General features: G+C 50.8%; 21 protein-coding genes. 9 read left to right on the top strand and 12 right to left on the bottom strand.

Annotation, left to right across the window (positions count from 1 at the left end; translation table 11 throughout):
• Positions 1-161 precede the first annotated feature (161 nt).
• From ACFSOY_RS13530 to ACFSOY_RS13520, 3 genes are read right to left on the bottom strand one after another with little or no spacing between them, the layout of a single operon-like run.
• On the bottom strand, positions 162-1,271 hold the full coding sequence (locus tag ACFSOY_RS13530; protein ID WP_386047463.1) for a Ger(x)C family spore germination protein: 1,110 nt from the start codon (positions 1,269-1,271) through the stop codon (positions 162-164).
• The gene (locus tag ACFSOY_RS13525) at positions 1,268-2,368 is read right to left on the bottom strand and encodes a GerAB/ArcD/ProY family transporter (RefSeq protein ID WP_386047461.1); all 1,101 of its coding nucleotides are present in this window, start codon (positions 2,366-2,368) and stop codon (positions 1,268-1,270) included. The genes ACFSOY_RS13530 and ACFSOY_RS13525 overlap by 4 nt, the downstream gene beginning before the upstream one ends.
• Positions 2,365-3,924, bottom strand: coding sequence for a spore germination protein (locus ACFSOY_RS13520; RefSeq protein ID WP_386047459.1), 1,560 nt, complete (start codon positions 3,922-3,924; stop codon positions 2,365-2,367). The genes ACFSOY_RS13525 and ACFSOY_RS13520 overlap by 4 nt, the downstream gene beginning before the upstream one ends.
• A gap of 221 nt (positions 3,925-4,145) precedes the next feature.
• On the opposite strand from ACFSOY_RS13520, the gene ACFSOY_RS13515 reads away from it, so the two are divergent.
• A complete protein-coding gene (locus ACFSOY_RS13515) occupies positions 4,146-5,738 on the top strand; it encodes a catalase (protein ID WP_386047457.1) in 1,593 nt (530 codons plus the stop codon).
• A 192-nt stretch (positions 5,739-5,930) separates the two neighbouring features.
• Here ACFSOY_RS13515 and ACFSOY_RS13510 read toward each other — a convergent pair whose 3' ends face one another.
• Positions 5,931-6,470: a C40 family peptidase gene (locus ACFSOY_RS13510; protein WP_386047456.1), complete on the bottom strand. Its 540-nt coding sequence runs from the start codon at positions 6,468-6,470 to the stop codon at positions 5,931-5,933.
• A gap of 320 nt (positions 6,471-6,790) precedes the next feature.
• Between ACFSOY_RS13510 and ACFSOY_RS13505 the strand changes: the two genes are divergently transcribed.
• The gene (locus tag ACFSOY_RS13505) at positions 6,791-7,246 is read left to right on the top strand and encodes a cupin domain-containing protein (protein WP_386047454.1); all 456 of its coding nucleotides are present in this window, start codon (positions 6,791-6,793) and stop codon (positions 7,244-7,246) included.
• Positions 7,247-7,410: 164 nt separating this feature from the next.
• Here ACFSOY_RS13505 and ACFSOY_RS13500 read toward each other — a convergent pair whose 3' ends face one another.
• The 6 genes from ACFSOY_RS13500 to ACFSOY_RS13475 form a co-directional block, all read right to left on the bottom strand.
• Positions 7,411-7,812, bottom strand: coding sequence for a VOC family protein (locus ACFSOY_RS13500; protein ID WP_386047452.1), 402 nt, complete (start codon positions 7,810-7,812; stop codon positions 7,411-7,413).
• A gap of 169 nt (positions 7,813-7,981) precedes the next feature.
• Positions 7,982-8,107: a hypothetical protein gene (locus ACFSOY_RS13495; RefSeq protein ID WP_386047450.1), complete on the bottom strand. Its 126-nt coding sequence runs from the start codon at positions 8,105-8,107 to the stop codon at positions 7,982-7,984.
• 40 nt (positions 8,108-8,147) lie between these two features.
• Positions 8,148-8,270: a hypothetical protein gene (locus tag ACFSOY_RS13490; RefSeq protein ID WP_386047449.1), complete on the bottom strand. Its 123-nt coding sequence runs from the start codon at positions 8,268-8,270 to the stop codon at positions 8,148-8,150.
• 40 nt (positions 8,271-8,310) lie between these two features.
• The gene (locus tag ACFSOY_RS13485; RefSeq protein ID WP_386047447.1) at positions 8,311-8,439 is read right to left on the bottom strand and encodes a hypothetical protein; all 129 of its coding nucleotides are present in this window, start codon (positions 8,437-8,439) and stop codon (positions 8,311-8,313) included.
• Positions 8,440-8,558: 119 nt separating this feature from the next.
• Positions 8,559-8,840, bottom strand: coding sequence for a hypothetical protein (locus ACFSOY_RS13480; protein ID WP_386047445.1), 282 nt, complete (start codon positions 8,838-8,840; stop codon positions 8,559-8,561).
• Between the two features lie 467 nt (positions 8,841-9,307).
• Positions 9,308-10,816 carry a glycosyltransferase family 4 protein gene (locus tag ACFSOY_RS13475; RefSeq protein WP_386047443.1) on the bottom strand — a complete coding sequence of 503 codons (1,509 nt, stop codon included), beginning with the start codon at positions 10,814-10,816 and terminating at the stop codon, positions 9,308-9,310.
• Positions 10,817-11,172: 356 nt separating this feature from the next.
• On the opposite strand from ACFSOY_RS13475, the gene ACFSOY_RS13470 reads away from it, so the two are divergent.
• Positions 11,173-12,021, top strand: a complete 849-nt coding sequence (locus ACFSOY_RS13470) for a glycosyl transferase family 2 (protein WP_386047643.1) — start codon at positions 11,173-11,175, stop codon at positions 12,019-12,021.
• A gap of 69 nt (positions 12,022-12,090) precedes the next feature.
• Here the strand turns inward: ACFSOY_RS13470 and ACFSOY_RS13465 are convergent, their stop codons facing one another.
• Together ACFSOY_RS13465 and ACFSOY_RS13460 are read right to left on the bottom strand one after the other, a co-directional pair.
• Entirely contained in the window at positions 12,091-12,429 is a 339-nt protein-coding gene (locus tag ACFSOY_RS13465) for an MGMT family protein (RefSeq protein ID WP_386047441.1), read from the bottom strand.
• Positions 12,380-12,670, bottom strand: a complete 291-nt coding sequence (locus ACFSOY_RS13460; RefSeq protein WP_386047439.1) for a hypothetical protein — start codon at positions 12,668-12,670, stop codon at positions 12,380-12,382. The genes ACFSOY_RS13465 and ACFSOY_RS13460 overlap by 50 nt, the downstream gene beginning before the upstream one ends.
• Positions 12,671-12,878: 208 nt before the next feature.
• On the opposite strand from ACFSOY_RS13460, the gene ACFSOY_RS13455 reads away from it, so the two are divergent.
• From ACFSOY_RS13455 to ACFSOY_RS13430, 6 genes are all read left to right on the top strand, one after another.
• Positions 12,879-13,304, top strand: a complete 426-nt coding sequence (locus ACFSOY_RS13455) for an SRPBCC family protein (protein ID WP_386047438.1) — start codon at positions 12,879-12,881, stop codon at positions 13,302-13,304.
• Positions 13,305-13,688: an ArsR/SmtB family transcription factor gene (locus ACFSOY_RS13450; protein WP_386047437.1), complete on the top strand. Its 384-nt coding sequence runs from the start codon at positions 13,305-13,307 to the stop codon at positions 13,686-13,688.
• Positions 13,689-14,253: 565 nt separating this feature from the next.
• Positions 14,254-14,376 carry a hypothetical protein gene (locus ACFSOY_RS13445; RefSeq protein WP_386047436.1) on the top strand — a complete coding sequence of 41 codons (123 nt, stop codon included), beginning with the start codon at positions 14,254-14,256 and terminating at the stop codon, positions 14,374-14,376.
• A gap of 110 nt (positions 14,377-14,486) precedes the next feature.
• On the top strand, positions 14,487-14,870 hold the full coding sequence (locus ACFSOY_RS13440; protein ID WP_386047434.1) for a YmaF family protein: 384 nt from the start codon (positions 14,487-14,489) through the stop codon (positions 14,868-14,870).
• Between the two features lie 207 nt (positions 14,871-15,077).
• Entirely contained in the window at positions 15,078-15,755 is a 678-nt protein-coding gene (locus ACFSOY_RS13435; RefSeq protein WP_386047432.1) for an MgtC/SapB family protein, read from the top strand.
• A 126-nt stretch (positions 15,756-15,881) separates the two neighbouring features.
• Positions 15,882-16,757: an N-acetylmuramoyl-L-alanine amidase family protein gene (locus ACFSOY_RS13430; RefSeq protein ID WP_386047430.1), complete on the top strand. Its 876-nt coding sequence runs from the start codon at positions 15,882-15,884 to the stop codon at positions 16,755-16,757.
• Positions 16,758-16,816: the final 59 nt, after the last annotated feature.

Genomic DNA, 16,816 nt, shown 5'->3' with positions numbered 1-16,816 from the left:
ACATCTATCAAAAGTTGACGGAACTATCGATTGCTCCATTCTGCACCTGTAGGAAAGACACTGAACGCCCCTGCGCAAACCGCTCACCAGATCCCGATCATTTTCACATTCGACCCTCTGTCACCTGGTGGTCGAGCGTGAACTTCCAACCTCTGTGCCTCCTATTTTGTCGTCCCCATCGCAGCGATATTTACTTTCACTTTCACGTTCACATCCGCCTTGGCGAGCGTTTCTCCCCAGCGCTTCTGAACAGGTTTCCAGTGATCATACTGAAAGGCGCGCGCATGTAAGCCAAACCCGAACGGATCGATCTTCGCCTGTTGAACTTTCTTGATCAACTTGTCGAACTTTTTTTCAAACTGCTGTTCGATCTCCCGTGCCAGCTTTTTATCCTCTTTCCTCACGTCGATTGGAAACATCAGTTCTGACAACACCACTCGAATTTTTACATCGATGTCAAATTTGAATTTGTCGTCCGCATAATTTGTCTTCGTCTTCACAGATATCTTCTCGGTAGCAATACTGTACGCATTTTCTGGGAAAATTTTTCCGCGAGGTTGATCGGCAGCTTTATACGTAAATAGAAATTCCCCTTTCGTCTGCTGCTGCAAGATGCGAAGCAATCGGTTCTCTTCTTCCCCGATCGAAAGCTTGTACGTTCCGTCCTCATGGAGTAGAGCGGAGCCGGTAACAAACAACCTTCCCTCTTTGCGCAGTTCGGCCACAGATGCGGTCATCCCCTTCTCAAAAGTGGCCCGCCTTAGATCTTGGAGCGTTGTTTTCACGCAAATATTGCGTTTCGCAGCTGTATCGATCAGTTTCGATAGATAGAGCGGAAGACGCGGTTTATCCTTTGGCGCATATTGAAGGACTTCGTAGGAAAGCCCGTCCACCATCACGATCCGCACATTCAGCGTATTTTTGGGATCCCGCAAATAGGGTTCGAGCAATTTGAACCAGTCTTTATGCTGCATCACGCGCTTTCCGATCAGCAGAACTTGTGTTTTTCCTCCGGTGGTTAAGGCCATCACAGTTTTGTCGTCTTCATCTCTCGATTTTCGCAGCGTGATCGCTTCTGTCGCATAGTCTTCCTCCTTCTCTTTCGCTTCTTTGCTGAATACCGGACTGGATGACGAAAAGACCAATTTGTTTTCTTCATCGAGATCAATTCCGACCAGCAGCGATAAGGAGATGTCTTCGATGTCGATTTTGTCCTTGTATCCCATCATCAACAATAAGAGCGCAGCCAATAGAATCAGCAACCTCTTCATCCGGCTTTCCACCTCCTGTACTTTTCAAAGCTTGAAGTATAGATGAGCAGGAGAACAGGCAATGCGTACATCATGCCGATCGCAGCATTGCCTAACAGCGTCATCCATTGCTCCGTCTGATTCCACGTCGGCTTTACAAAATAGACACACACGATGGCCAACACAAAATAGACGAAGGTGTGTGAGCTGTGATCCTGCCTCTTGAAGAGAAAGCTCGTGGAAAAAACGGCACAGTAGATGTAGGCGTTCCATGCCCTCGACACGACGATCAGATAGATCGCCAGAAAGATCATATCGACCCGTTCGACAAAACGAAATTCGATCGTCTTGAGCAAGCTCAACACCGGTTGGTTCAAAGTCGTGATTCCGTCTGGCGTGTAAAAAACGAAACAGATGATGGTGACGTACAGATATAAAAACATCGTCATGGTGTTCGCGATCAACATTCCGTGAACAGCATATTGTTTTTTTTTCAGGAACGGGTAAATAAAAAAGAGAACTTCATTTCCAGCAAAAGCGAACACCGTCTTTGGCAAACCGTGTAGGATGGGCTCCCAGCCTTCTTTGAACACGGGAAGCAGATGGAGCCAGTGCCCGTGCTCAAGCGTCGCCAGAAAAATCAAGGGTACCCACATCATCAAGTAAAAAACGAACTCTGCATATCGGGCTTGAACGCGCAATCCATGCTTAACGACAAGATAACCTGGAATCGCCAGCAGAAGCATCACCAAATAGCCGGGCGTTTTGGGTAAAAACCACGCTTTGATGAAGAGCGTTGTATTGATCATGATGATCCAGGCAAAAAAGGCGTAATAGGCGATCAAAGGAAGGAGCAGCAGCTTGCCAATCCATTTTCCAAACAGGTGATCGAACAGGTCGGGCAACGCAAAGTCTGGGTACTTTCGAAGCGTTAGCAAGATAAACCATCCGGCTAAACAATTGATCCCCCAAGCGATGAGAATGTTCACCCATCCATCCGTTCCACTTTTTTCAGCAAGCACCCTCGGGAGCGATAATATCCCGGTTCCCACTTGCGCTCCTTGGATCAGAAAAATGTACTGCATCAAGGTGATACGATTCATCGCATATTTGTTCATGATTCGTCCCCTTTCGGCCGTTTTCTGCCCATCCTTATGTCCTGAATCGGTCTGGCGCTTTTGGGGCGATCGGTCATCTGCGAGAGTGGGAGCCGGACAAACGTATCTTTCATATCCGACCAACGAAAAGGAGCCAACGGGCTTCCGTAAGGGGTACCGAGCGATTCTAAAGCGACCAGATGGGCGACCAGGGCCATGAATCCGATCACCATGCCGATAAACCCAAACAGCGAAGCCATCAACATCATCGGAAAACGCAACAACCTGACGGCCATCCCCATGTCGTAGCTGGGAAGAATGAAGGAGGCGATCGCAGTCGAGGCCACGATGATCACCATGATGTTGCTGACGATGCCAGCTTGCACGGCCGCCTGGCCGACAACGATGCCCCCGACGATGCCGATCGTCTGTCCGACCGGCGCAGGAAGTCGAATTCCAGCCTCGCGCATCATTTCCAAGGTGATTTCCATCAGCACCGCTTCCAAAAGCGGCGGAAAGGGGACGCTTGCCCTCGATTCGGCGATCGACAGCAACAATTGAAGCGGTATGATTTCATAGTTAAAGGAAATAACCGCGATGTAGAGAGCTGGCAGCAGCATGGCGACCATAAAAGCGGTGAAGCGGAGCAGTCGAATGAACGATGCGATCTGCCAGCGCGTGCTGTAATCATCCACACTTTGAAAAAAGGACGTAAAGGTGGCGGGGGCGATGATCACGCTGGGGGAACGGTCGACGATCACGACGAAACGCCCTTGCAGCAGCTGGGATACAGCAGAATCGGGGCGTTCGGTCATGATGAACTGAGGAAACGGCGAATGCGGATTGTCTTCAATATATTGGGCCAACTCCCCCGTGTTGATCAACGCATCCACATCCACTTTTTGGATCCTCGTCTCCAATTCCTGAAGGACTTCCGGATGAGCGATATCTTCCAAGTACAAGATCCAGACTTTCGATCTTCCGCGCTGACCGACCGTTTGTTCCTTGATTCGAAATTCCTTGTTGGGAAGATACCGGCGAAGGAGCGCAATATTTTGCATGCCAGTTTCCACAAATCCTTGATGGGCACCTTTTAGCGAGCTTTCCAATTGGGGATCTTCGATTGCGCGCTGTGGCCAACCTTGCGTATCGTAAATCCATGCTTGCTGCTGCCCTTCGAGGAGCAGCGCGCTTTCACCATCGAAAATTGCAGCCACTAGATCGTCCCATGTGGAAACTGTCCGAACGCCGCTGATCGACGGAACTGGCATCGCCCGATTCGCATCGGGTGGATTTTGCATCATCGGGCTCAAGATGTGGTTGTTGATCGAATTTTTGTCGGTTAAGCCGTCGAGATAAAGCAGAGCGACAGGCGTTTTCTGTGCCCCGGCAACAAAGCGGTAGATGACCAAATCGGGAGATGATGGGAATAACAGTTTGACTTCTTCGATATTCTGAGTCAGATCTTGGTAGAGCGAGTCTTGTTTTGCAAACTGATCTTGTGGCAGGTTGGCTTTTGTTTGAGCTTCCTTTTGCTGATATCGATTTCGATTGAGGATTTTGGAGAAAAAGAACATGACTAACGATCCCCCACTCCCTGCATTTCCTTATTTTGTATAGAATGGGTCGGGAGGAAGTGATCTATGCATGAGATGGGGGCAGTAGATCAGATGGATGAAAGTCACCCAGCGAATCAGGGAAGTGAGCCAAAAAGTTATGCGAAAATCGTCTATCCAGTAAAAAATTGGGAGACCCTCTAGTTGTACAACTGTTTTCAGTTCTGGAGGTGTATCCAAGCATGAATCATGATGCAGCAAGCGAAAAACATGAACACGAAGACACGCTCACCAACCGTCAGGGCCATCCGGTTACAGACAACCAGAACGTGCGGACAGTCGGGAACCGCGGCCCGACGACGCTGGAGAATTACGATTTCCTGGAAAAGATTTCGCACTTTGACCGCGAGCGGATTCCGGAGCGGGTCGTGCACGCCAGAGGTGCGGGGGCACACGGATATTTTGAAACGTACGGCAAGGTCGGGGACGAGCCTGTCGCCAAATACACGCGAGCGAAGCTGTTTCAAGAAGCGGGCAAGCAGACGCCCGTGTTTGTGCGCTTTTCAACCGTCGTCCACAGCACCGCCTCCTCCGAGACGGAACGCGACCCGCGCGGGTTTGCAGTGAAGTTTTATACGGAGGATGGCAACTGGGATCTGGTCGGCAACAACTTGAAAATTTTCTTTATCCGCGACCCGATGAAATTTCCCGATATGGTGCATTCGTTCAAACCTGATCCGGTGACCAATCTGGACAATCCGGAGCGGATGTTCGACTTCCTCTCGCTCAGCCCGGAAGCGACGCACATGGTGACATTCCTGTTCTCGCCGTGGGGAATTCCGGCGAACTACAGACAGATGCAGGGCTCAGGGGTCAATACATACAAGTGGGTCAATCAGGAGGGGGAAGCGGTGCTGGTCAAGTACCATTGGGAGCCGCTGAAGCATGGGATTCGCAACCTGACGCAGCAGGAAGCGAGCGAAATCCAAGCCAAGACCACCTCCCATGCCACACAGGATCTGTACGAAGCGATCGAGCGCAGCGACTATCCGGAATGGGAGCTGTGCGTGCAGATCATGAGCGATGATGAGCACCCGGAGCTCGACTTCGATCCGCTCGACCCGACGAAATTGTGGCCCCAAGAGCAGTTCCCCTTCCGCAAGGTCGGCAAGATGGTGCTGAATAAAAACCCGGAAAACTACTTTCATGAAGTGGAGCAGGTCGCGTTCGGCACTGGCGTTCTTGTCGACGGGCTGGACTTCTCCGACGACAAGCTGCTCCAAGGCCGCACGTTCTCCTATTCGGACACGCAGCGCCACCGCGTCGGCACGAACTATCTGCAACTGCCGATCAACGCGCCGAAAAAGCGGGTTGCAACCAACCAGCGCGGCGGACAGATGGAGTACCATGTCGACAAAGCGCCAGGGCAGAACCCGCATGTCGACTATGAGCCATCTTCGCTCGGCGGGTTGGAAGAGGCGCAGCAGTCTGGCAAACTGAATGAGCCGCATTATGATGCGAAGCTGGTGCGCCAAAAGATTGACCGCGCCAACGACTTTAAACAGGCGGGCGATACGTATCGCGCGTTTGAGGATTGGGAGCGCGACGAGCTGATCTCCAACTTGGCGGGGGCGCTGTCCGTCTGCCAGACGCAGATTCAGGATCGGATGATCAGTCATTTCACAGAGGCTGATCCAGAATACGGCAACCGCGTGCGGGAAGCGCTGGAACAAAAGCTCGCGATGAACAAAGGCGATGCGCACACCAGCAGCCGTGCTGCAGACGAGATGACAGATCAAGCGAAGGGGATGGGGCAGAAGACGGACGGCTACTAAGCCGCTCCGTGCAGTTCCTACCTCTACATCGAGCAGCATGTATGGCCATTCGTTGGCTGTGCATGCTTTTTTATTTGCAGGTGAGAAGCGAATGTGTTTGGTAAGCTCAGAGTTTCCGGCGGCAGGTGAGGGGGAGGTGAGGACAAGTTGAGAAATCCCCTTTCGGCGAGCAGCCGGAAAGGGGATGGTTGACTAGATGGCGCGACGAGCGTTGTTGTATTTCGGAGCCCAGTAGCTGTTGGTGATAAACTCGACCTCTTTTACCAAGTCACCTGTGCCCGGGCAGTGGATCATCTTGTCGTTGCCCGAATAGATGCCGACATGAGTCACGCCGCTCTTCCCGGCAACGGTGCTATGGAAGAACACCAGGTCGCCCGGCTGCAGGGACGATTTCGCAACGGCTGTTCCAAATGTCGCTTGATCAGCAGAAACGCGCGGGAGGCTGATGCCATGTTGGTTAAATACGTATTGGGTGAACGCGGAGCAGTCCCAGCCCGAGTTTTTGCCGATCTGCGCCCGTGCGGTCGTCACGATCTGCGAGCCGGTCACCATGATTGAAACGAGGGAGTTCGGGTAGTAGCTGGAGATGCCTTCGTTCGCGACAACAGATACGACAGCATCTGTTGTAGTCGTAACGGCAGGAGTCGGTGCCGTCTTCTCTGCGCTGGCAGCTGCCGAGAAGCCACCCATCAGAAGTGCAGTTGCTGTAAGTGTGAGAAACATCTTTTTCATTTCGGAATTACCCCTCTCATATTTTTAATTATTTACTTCCTGCGCTATATAATTTATTATACATAAGCTAATATCGTTTGCAATACATGATCAAAAATAATATTAAGTGAATCCTTTCCGCCTCCACAATGTATTTATAGCTCGCGCGCTCTCGGCCGGGCGTGGGAGCTCCGATCAAGAATCTTGGCATTCGGGCTGCCTCAGCTTGAGAAAGCGGTGTGAACAGAGGGGAGGAGAGCAGATTTTTTCTCTCTTTTTTGGTAAAATAATGAATGCAAGATCGAAGCCTTCACATCGAAAATGAGAAATGAGGGAGACAGATGGAAGAGTTGAAAGAACAAGGGGTAAAAGGCGAGAATTATGCTGCACTCCATGTCGGAGATTGGACGGGGCTGTTAGAAAAAGGGCATCAGACAGAGACGGGAAAACTTGGCAAGCTGTTCTTGAAGGAATTGCTCGGACTCACCGGAATGGAAGTCTCGATCGGCGTCATGCCAGCCGGCAGTCAGATCCCGTTCTCACACTCGCACATCGAAAACGAAGAGCTGTACCTTTTTATCAAAGGGGCGGGACAATTCTACATCGATGGGGAAGTCCTCGACATTCGCGAAGGCACCGTCATCCGAGTCACTCCTGCAGGCGTCCGCGCATGGCGGAACAACTCCTCAGAAGACCTCCACTATCTCTGCATCCAAGCGAAGGAAGGCAGCCTCCAACAATACACCGCCACAGATGGGAAAATAATCGATCATCCCTTCAAGTGGCCAGAGAAATAGAACGAAGCTAGCTCGCCTCACAGGACGCGGTTTGCCCTCCGTTGAGGAGGTGGCGAGCAAAGGCATGAAAACTGCAATCGGCGACCGCCACCCGACTTTCTAGGGGGGCAAGGTCGCCGATTTTTTAAGGTCGATCGATGTGAAGCTCAGGGAAGCGGTCGATCTTACAGGTGCGCTTCTTGTTGTTCTTTCGCCACGAGGTATTCGATCAAAACGCCATCTGGCCCCGTGAAAATGACAGCATGGTTCGGATCGTCAAGCATGTCCCGCGTGTATTTCAGGATGGGCACACCCCGCTCGATCAATTTGGCACGCATGATGTCCACTTGCTGCGCATCTTCCGCGTGAAAAGCTAAATGGTTGAGGCCCGTCTTGCGGCGGTCGTAGACGGGGAACAGGTGGTCCGATTCGGTCTGTACAAAGACGATATAGGTCGCCCCCATCTTCCAGCTGCGCCCGCTCGGCCAACTTTGGTAAGCTTCATACCCGAGCTCGGGCAAAAACCACCCCCAGAAGCTTGCTGCTTCCTCTAAATTTGCAACGTTGATCTCCAGATGATGTAACATCTCAAGCCATCCTTTCGCAACGAAAATGTGAGGATCGACGTCACCCACGACCTCCTGATCTGTAAAGCAGAAGACCATTCCAATCATACCAAAGAAAAGGCAAGAGTCGGTGCAGGCTCTTCGCAAGTTGCGAACCCCGCACAGACTCTTGCCTTTTGTGAAAAATTAGTTAGCAGCCACAGCCACCACCAGCAGCATAGCCTGCACCGTAGCCTGGAACGAGCAGGAAGAACAGAACGAAGATGATCAGAAACACGACTGCCCAACGGGTGTAGCCTCCGAAGATTCCGTACATCAGCCTCACCTCCTCACTTCTACCATCACGTGATCGGTCGTTAGCAGCAGCGAGTTGTCGTCGTGGTCACCGGATAACAGATCGGAACGAGCAGGAAGAACAGAACGAAGATGATCAGAAACACGACTGCCCAACGGGTGTAGCCTCCGAAGATTCCATACATCAGCCTCACCTCCTCGCTTCTACCATCACGTGATCGGTCGTTAGCAGCAGCGAGTTGTCGTCGTGGTCACCGGATAACAGATCGGTACGAGCAAGATGAACAGAACGAAGATGATCAAGAAGACAACCGCCCAACGAGTGTAGCCACCAAATACGCCATATCCGTCCATAATCTAAAGTTCCTCCATTCGGTTGTGATTTGAGTTGAGAGATCGGCAGAGTTCAAGTTACCGCTTGATCGGTTGAACGTTTGCATTCACAACTGCTATGTTGTCACCAGGCAACATGGTTACCACCACAGGCCTCCTCCCCAGAAACCTCCGAGAGCTAACCAGGGCAGAAAAGCCAGACCGAAGAAAACAGGTTCTGCTTCGACCTTTCCTTTTGTGTGCAAGTCGGAGTGAGCGAATGCGTTTTCCGCTTGATCGGCAGAAACGTTTTGCGGCCCATACTGAATGTACATTCCGTCTGGCGTGACCGAGTGTAAGACGCCACGATGAATCGTTCCGTTTACGTGATGTGCAACGATCGGTTGACCCACGTAGCGCATCGCGTGTTGTCTCAAATCCATTCTGTTCGTTACCCCCTTTCTTGTCACCACTAAGCGTGATCTTCACTTGAACAAAACACTTGATTGTGAGTAGCCGGAAGTACAAGTCAGCGAGAGCCAGGAAGACAGCAGTTTAGCGATTGTAACGGCATAAGCCAGCTTCAATCTCGCCAGATGCCCTTCCTGTCTGGGGATTACTGCATGTTATGAATGCGGAGTAGTACAAGAAACGGCTTTCGACTAGTGCGCAGATAAATGTGTGAATCGCCTATTCAAGAAATGGGCAAATGGGGTGAGCTGCTCGCGCTTTAGTTTGCGCGACAAAATGATCACCAGGATGATCGCACTGACCAACGAAGCGACCATAAACAGCAGAATTGCGTCCCTATGTAAGCGAAAAGATCCCTGTCGTCTCCGGTCCGCTCCGACCGACAAACGCAGGGATTTGATAGAGGGGTAGACAACCCATCGGCTGACTCAAGCGCAGATCAAAAAGGCTCCTTCTGCTCCGCTAGAACTTTCACATACGATGTATCGGGAATCGAGTAGTCGACAGGGGCAGATTTGACAACATTCACCCACTTTTTGAAGTCGAATTTCGAATAATCGACGCTAAACTTGAAGAGGTTTGAAACAGCCTCTTCCTGATCGGCTCTCGTTTTGAGCAACCCGTATTTGCCGAACAGGTTGGGCTCCTCTTCAAAAGATTGAGCGGATGACCTCTTCGTTTCGAGTACCTGCTGGTAAATGTTCATCGTCAGATCGTAGAGCGTTTTGGACGAATAGCGAACTTTGCCTCGGTTGGCTGCGTTTGCGGCCAGTTTGAGACGGAGCTTTGGATCATTCATCAATTTCAGCATGCTTTCAGCCAACTGAACGCTATTTCCCGTTTCAAAGATCAGGCCAGTCTCATCATGTTTTACCACTTCTGGGATTCCGCCAGCGTTGGAGGCGACGCAAGGTTTCCCCGCAACTTGCGCCTCCATCAGCGTGTAAGGATGCATATCCTGGATGGAAGCGAGCACGACGATGTTCGCAAGCTTTAACAGCGCGGGTACGTCCCAGCGAGCTCCGAAAAATACGATATGATCGATCACTCCCATCTGCTTCGCTTGGAGCTCCAACTCAAATCGCAGATTGCCATCCCCGATGAACCAGCAAACGAAGTCGTCCCGTTTTTCCTTCAGCAGTTTTAAGGCGGTTATCAGCGTTTTGTGATCTTTCTCCGGTACCAGTCGCGCGGGGCAAGCGATCACCGTTTTCATCGGATGTTTTTGATCCTCTCTCAAGTGCGGGTAGGGAAGGCTGTTCAGCTGATGAAGAAAAGGCTCCAGGTTCATTCCGTACGGGATGACGTTGATTTTCTCTGCGGGAACTCCGTAGTTTGTGCTCAGTTGCTCTTTTTGCCAGTTGGTCGGGACGATCGTCGCATCGGTCGACATGTGCCCAAAGTACTCCTCGGCCACCGCGTATTTCCAATTCAGACTGTCCTTGTCTGTAATCTCACCCGAATTGATATATTCGGTCGCGAGAATCCCATGGATCGTGGCCACGAGGGGCGTATCTTTGGGCTTTACTCTCCACAAGGCGCGTGTCGACAGGACATCGTGAGTGTGAATCAAGTCGTAATCGTTCACGTTGAGCAAAGCTGCCGCCACTTCGAATGTATACCGCTCGATCTCCCGCCAACGAATTCGAGGATCGACGTGCGACAGTTCATTTTCGTAGTACCGGAATACCTGATGGTCGATCACATCCTTGATGGAGAGGTGATCCTGCTGAACACTCGTGGTCTTGTCGATCTCAGCACCTGATACGTTCCACCCAAAATCGTTGGGGATGAAGTTGAATTTATAGATTTTATTCATTCCCTGATGATGAGACAGGATGTCAACATGATGTCCGTGATCCTCAAGTTCCTTTTTGAGTGTGTAGACATATTGGCTCAATCCTCCATAGTGCGGAAGCTCGAAGTAACAGACGAACAAGATTTTCAACGCGCAACAGCCCCTTCCCCATTTTTCTACATGATATGTATGCGGATCGATTCTGGAATAGGCGGATCACGAGTTCTTGTTTGAACATTCGTAAAAGGAGAGATTTGTCTACCATCACTACTTTATTTCTCAAAGGCAACAGAAACGTATTCTATGATTCAACGAAAAGTTCGTGCGTTTAATGGAAGAATAAATATGAATTGTACGAGAGGATCTGTCCAATCATTTCTTGTTTTACTTTCATACTATGGTTGAAGAAAGGGGGGAGTGTCATTCATGGAAAATAGAGAGTAATTACTACCATATAGATCATAAGTCCTCGACATCATGCTTTTAGAGGAGAGAGGGTGGAGAAAATGATTGAGAACTACCGAAAAGTACAAATTAATTATGATCAGTTGGATACTATTTCCTTGCCGAATGGGGAGCCGATCGTACTCACAGTGAATTGGAATGAGGTAAAATACGAATTTTTAATTCGAAAAAAGGACCATTCCTCTAATCTGCTTATTTTTGGGGCAGGCGCCATGTTTGATCAGATCGGACTGCCGTATTTTCAAAGGCATTCATGGATGTATGATTTGGAGGATTCCACAATTTATTACAACGACCCCACGCTTTATTTATCGAATCTACCGGCTGCTTGGGGTCAAGGGACTTGGGACAGATTTTATTTAAAAGACATTGCTGACATTCTGACAAAACTTATTGCAAAAGTAGGAGTGAGTCCGAAACAAGTACTGTTGTATGGGTCTTCTGGCGGAGGGTTCATGTCATTGATTCTGGGGGGATTTATCAGAGAATCATCAGTTCTTGTAGATTGCCCCCAAACCTGTCTGATTAGATGGATTGAGGATTATGTAAAACAAGTATTTAACATTTCGTACCCTAGTTTAAGCGTGCAAGACGTCATGCAAGCATTCCCTGAACGAATCGATGTGATGAAGTTTTACAATCAGATAAAGTACGTGCCCAAGATCTATTACTTACAGAATGCTGCCTGTGAGTTTGATGTCACCAACCATTTGCTTCCATTCCTTTCGGAGCTGCAGTTTATGGAACCTGGATGTGTTGTAAATAAGGTGATTGTTGATCTGTACTATGACAAGCAGCCTGGTCCTGATTTTCTACCAGCACTTGGTGGACATGGAGCGCTTGGCAAATACGAGACGATCAATTATATCAATCAGATCAAACCGAAATAGTCGATTCGCAGCGAAAACGAACCAAGAAAGAACGATGGACAGAGAAGCAACTCTGTCCATTTTGTTTTGTCAGGAGAGAGGTTCACAAGGCAAAGAGGGCGCATCGGGATGGTATTGGTATCGCTCCAGATCGATCAGGTTGCCTTTTTGCACGTCTACGCCTTCCATCTGAAGGGATAGTTTTTGCACGTTGAGAGACTCATCTTCGGTCAGGGCGATCTTCCCTTTGGCGTTGATCACTCGGTACCACGGAAGCTTGTGTTTTTTGCTCATCGAGTGGAGGATTCGCACCACCTGCCGCGCTCCTCTCGGGCTACCTGCCAAGCAGGCGATCTGGCCATAGGTCATCACCTTTCCTTCAGGGATGCTCTTGATGATTGCGATCGCTCGCTGTGTGAATGGGGTCATCTGTCGTACCTCGCTTTTTCCTTATCTTTTGCACCAATAGAAAGATCATCAGCGTTAACGGGATCAGCGGGAGAAAGAGCGCCCAAGTAAAGATGGGGTATTGACCGAAAAAGCTAGTGATTGGAGCCATTGCAATCCCGATGATCAGCATTCCAAGCCAGGATCTCTTGAGCCAAGCGAGCACGATCGGAATCAGGAACATACCGGACAATATTGCCAAAAAATAGACGTTTGCCAGCAAAGCGATCCCTCCCTTCTTATTTATCCTATCATGATCGTTTCAAATGACACAGCATATTTTTACAAATGTGATCGCCCGCATAGTTCCACCGCTGTGGGGGACAGCTAATGAGGAGATTCACGCACGAGTTGACGTGACACCCAAAGGTGTCATATAATCAAAAGCGACACCTTTGGGTGTCACATAAAATTCTTTGGGGGAACGATCGATGCAAGAGAACCAACAAGGGACATTATCAGATATTCGCAAACAGCTCGTCTTTGACGCTCCGATCGAAAAAGTTTGGAAAGCGGTTGCGACTTCGGATGGCATTGCCGCTTGGTTTATGCCGAACAATTTTCAACCGATCCTAGGCTATGAATTTGTGCTCAACGCCGGCAATTTTGGCGATTCGCCTTGCAAAGTGACGGTGCTCGAACCTCCTCATCGCCTCAGCTTCACTTGGGGCAAAGATTGGACGCTCAGCTTCGAATTGAAAGATCTTGACGGGAAGACAGAGTTTACCCTCATTCATTCCGGTTGGGATGCGGACAAGGTCACAGAGTTCGGAGAAAGCCATGTGGTGATCCGCGGTAGAATGGACGCAGGGTGGGGTCAGTTGGTCGAGAAGCTCCGCAATCAAATCGAGGCGTAAATGGACGCTTCCGCTCCCAAATATGATGTGTTTCAAGCGATCGCCGATCCGACCAGGCGGACGATGCTGAAGATGCTCGGGGAGAAGGAGTTGTCTGTCACGCAGATCTGCGGGCATTTTCCGATCACTCGCACCGCTGTGAGCAAACATTTGCACATCCTCACCGATGCGGGTCTTGTGCGCCACCACAAAGCGGGAAGAGAGACTCGCTACCAGCTGCAGCCGGAGAAACTTCTCGAACTGAGAAAGTGGCTCAACTATTTCGAACAGTATTGGGAGAACAAGTTGGCGATGCTCAAGCATTTTGTGGAACAAGAGGACGGGTCAGATTCTGCAGGTCAGGAGCTTCGGCTGATCGATCAAGAACCGAAGCGCGACAGGTGAAGTTTCCTCCAGTTTCAGCCGAGTCGTGCAGGCATGGCGGACGCTGAGATCGGACGTTACAGGTGATCTGGACATCCTGTTGCTCTGTTGGCTGTCTGCTAGGGCAAATAAGGTTGATCGGCAGGCGATTTGGAGCAGGAGTCGCAGCGACACCCGAAGCTGAATACAAATAACGTCATGATCGATACCCCGGTTCGGATGAACCGGGGTATTTTTGTGCATTCGGATGTGAGGGAGATGCGGAAAGTCTGCTTTGCTACTTCGCAAGCAGAGCTGTTTACAGCTCTTGGCGCAGGACACATCGCTTGTGCAGCTGTGGATACAGGACATGTTTTAGCGAGGGCTGATACTCATTTTTACTGCTGATTACAGCTTGTGCTGAACCAAGCTCTGATGACAAGCATAGGATGCATCAAAGTGATTCACAAGGAGTGATTCTGAGCGTAAAAGCGTTTGGAACTTACACTCGCTGAGGCAGCCGCTTTCCTACTAGAAGAGCGCTGTACAGTCTGTCTGCTCCTGCTGAAGGATTCACTTCAACGACTCGGTGAAAGGGGGTACAACAATGGACGGTTGCTTCGGTGCGTTCACCCGTTGGGCAGTCGTATTTCTGATCATCTTCGTTTTGTTCTTCCTGCTGATCCCCAACTGCTATCCTGTTCAAACGACCACCATGCAATGCTACTAGTGTCAGCAATTGTAGCGTGAGGGCGAGAGCTCTTCATAGCAAGGAAATAAAAACGGTAGTCTTGTTGACTACCGTTTTTTTTCTCACGACAGGGCAGAGGAGGGTGAGCGATGGACCTTGTTTCATTCGGAATCGTTTACAATCGGGAGGATGATGGCGCAGGAGATGTGCATGCGCACGATGTTTTTCTGATCATGTGGGATGGTCGACAGATTCATGTCCACAATTTTTCTGGCGTCACCTCGTATGATGTGGGACATCAACATCGATATGCGGGGACGACCGATCCGGCGCCAAACGGAGTTCCGCACACGCATCGCTATGTCACGATCACATCGCTTGACGATGGTCATACGCATACGCTGCGAGGGATCACCGGCCCGGACATTCCACTGCCGACCGGTGGGCATTATCACCTCTTCCAAGGCGTCACGACGGTCAACGGGCGAACGCCGCACAAGCACTCCTACAGCGGAAGAACATCGACCAGCTGATCGGATGGCGATGATCTGTCACCTCGGCACTGGGATGAGTTGTTCCGCATCGAACCAATCGCAGATCCGATCGGGCGTGCCATCGCGGATGGGCAAGAATTCTTGATTTGAACAATATCTGATCGTCTGGATAAGCTATGATAGAGGAAGGCGTACTCGATCCAAATACTGCTGAACAATCTGTACATATTCAAAGGAGAAACGCAGATGATCTATGATTTGTTTATCAAGCTGGGTCTTGCCCTTTTTCTTGGCATGCTGATCGGAGTGGATCGGCAACTGAAAAACAAGCCGCTCGGCGTAAAGACCAGCATGGTGATCTCTGTCGCCAGCTGTCTGATCACGATCGTCTCGATCGAGTCGGTCGGTCGATATTCGGTCAGTGGGCATACGAACATGGACCCGATGCGCTTGGCGGCACAGATCGTCAGCGGAGTTGGTTTTTTAGGAGCGGGCGTGATTCTCAGAAGAGGGGATGATGTGATCTCGGGACTTACGACCGCTTCGATGGTCTGGGCGGCATCCGGACTGGGAATCGCGGTCGGGGCGGGGTTCTATCTGGAGGCGGTCACGGCGGTGCTCCTGATCATCTTGGCGATCAACCTCTTTCCGAGCTTGATCAAGTCGATCGGCCCAAGCTCGCTCCGAGAACGGGACTTGGCGATCAAAATCGTCGTCGATCAGGACAAGGAGCTCGACCATATTTTCAAACAGATCAAACATTTGGACATGCATGTCAAGCGAGTGCGGATCAAAGATTTTGACGAAGGGTATCAGCAGGTGGCGATGATCTTGGCAGCTCCCAAAGACCGCTACACGACAGAGGTATACAAGTCGCTCAAGGCGATCCCACATATCATCTCGGTGGAAGTGGAGAGCAGGTAATTTTCACATCTCATACTTGATCAGCAGAAAGCGTCATCGACGATTCGGTCGGTGACGTTTTTGCATATTTTTACAAGCATGCACATGTAATGAGGAGTGGCAAGTGAAGCGAAGGAGGGTAACCCAATGTCAAGAATCATCTGCATCGACCCTGGACACGGCGGATATGATCCGGGGGCGTGCGCCGATGGGGTGCGAGAGAAAGAGATCACCTTGCAGATCGGGCTACAGTTGCGCGACCTGCTGCGCCAAGCTGGATTTCAGGTCATCATGACGCGCGATTCGGATGCGTCGCCCGGCGGATATCGGCAGATCGATGCCGATCTGCGCGAGCGCTGTCGCATCTCCAATACAGCGGGGGCGAACGTTTTCCTCTCCCTACATGTAAACGCCGGTGGCGGTCGCGGTGCTGAACTGTATGTCTACGAGGATGGCGGCGCGATCGCCAAGCTGGCGAAAGGCGTGATCCACAATGTGGCCACCATCTGCGGAACGCATGGGCAGGCTGTTCGCGATGGTGGGCCGAACGGCACCGGATTTGCTGTGATCTGCAAGACGGAGGCGGACGCGATGCTGCTGGAGATCGGCTTTATCGACTCGGAAGACCTCCCGAAAATCAAGGCGCACATTCGCGAGTTTGCGCCGCTGATCGCCCGCGCGTTCTGCGATTTTTACGGAGTGTCCGCTGCGAAGCCAACTTTGCCGCAAAAACAGACGAGATCACCAAGGAGCCTTGAGCGAGCTGCGGTCGATCAGGTGATCGCACAGCTGGGGGCGCTGACGAAGACCGGAGCTGCCGATGTTGTCATCGCTTGCAACTATGCGGCCAACTCTTTGCGCAAGATGCTCTCTTTGCCGGTCACACAATCGCTGGGCAACCCGAGCGCGCAGGCGGCAGATCGGGTGATCGGCGTGCTCGGCGCCCTGTGGCAGTGCGCAGACGACCGAGCGGTGCAGGATGCGTACCATCATGCGGCAGATGCGCTGCGCGAGCTTCGATGACATTTTGTTTACGAGCAAAGAGCGGAGCATAAAAAGCGGCAGAGCCTAATATCTTTTGA

Origin of the sequence: Tumebacillus lipolyticus (assembly GCF_042682745.1) — a bacterium.
Taxonomy (GTDB): domain Bacteria; phylum Bacillota; class Bacilli; order Tumebacillales; family Tumebacillaceae; genus Tumebacillus_A; species Tumebacillus_A lipolyticus.
Note: the sequence above shows the minus strand (reverse complement) of the source record. Positions and strands in the feature narration are given on the sequence as shown.